The sequence below is a fragment of the Nocardioides marinquilinus genome (assembly GCF_039543705.1).
Classification (GTDB): domain Bacteria; phylum Actinomycetota; class Actinomycetes; order Propionibacteriales; family Nocardioidaceae; genus Nocardioides; species Nocardioides marinquilinus.
Genome location: NZ_BAABKG010000013.1, coordinates 1 through 645, shown reverse-complemented (window position 1 = coordinate 645; position 645 = coordinate 1). Strand labels below are relative to the sequence as shown.

At 45.7% G+C, this 645-nt stretch carries 2 protein-coding genes; both read left to right on the top strand.

What is annotated here, in order from left to right; genetic code table 11:
- The first annotated feature begins 86 nt into the window (after positions 1–86).
- On the top strand, positions 87–305 hold the full coding sequence (locus ABEA04_RS22945; protein ID WP_002414258.1) for an excisionase: 219 nt from the start codon (positions 87–89) through the stop codon (positions 303–305).
- A partial coding sequence (locus ABEA04_RS22940) for a phage integrase Arm DNA-binding domain-containing protein (RefSeq protein WP_345464693.1) occupies positions 283–645 on the top strand: 363 nt, incomplete at its 3' end. The genes ABEA04_RS22945 and ABEA04_RS22940, both read left to right, overlap by 23 nt.

The following is a 645-nucleotide window of genomic DNA, read 5'->3' as shown; positions in this document are numbered from 1 at the left end:
TAACCAATATTCGAATTGAAGAACTGAAAGAACACCAAGCCGCCTGATGGCGGTTTTTTCTTGCGTGTAATTGCGGAGACTTTGCGATGTACTTGACACTTCAGGAGTGGAACGCACGCCAGCGACGTCCAAGAAGCCTTGAAACAGTTCGTCGATGGGTTCGGGAATGCAGGATATTCCCACCTCCGGTTAAGGATGGAAGAGAGTATCTGTTCCACGAATCAGCGGTAAAGGTTGACTTAAATCGACCAGTAACAGGTGGCCTTTTGAAGAGGATCAGAAATGGGAAGAAGGCGAAGTCATGAGCGCCGGGATTTACCCCCTAACCTTTATATAAGAAACAATGGATATTACTGCTACAGGGACCCAAGGACGGGTAAAGAGTTTGGATTAGGCAGAGACAGGCGAATCGCAATCACTGAAGCTATACAGGCCAACATTGAGTTATTTTCAGGACACAAACACAAGCCTCTGACAGCGAGAATCAACAGTGATAATTCCGTTACGTTACATTCATGGCTTGATCGCTACGAAAAAATCCTGGCCAGCAGAGGAATCAAGCAGAAGACACTCATAAATTACATGAGCAAAATTAAAGCAATAAGGAGGGGTCTGCCTGATGCTCCACTTGAAGACATCACCACA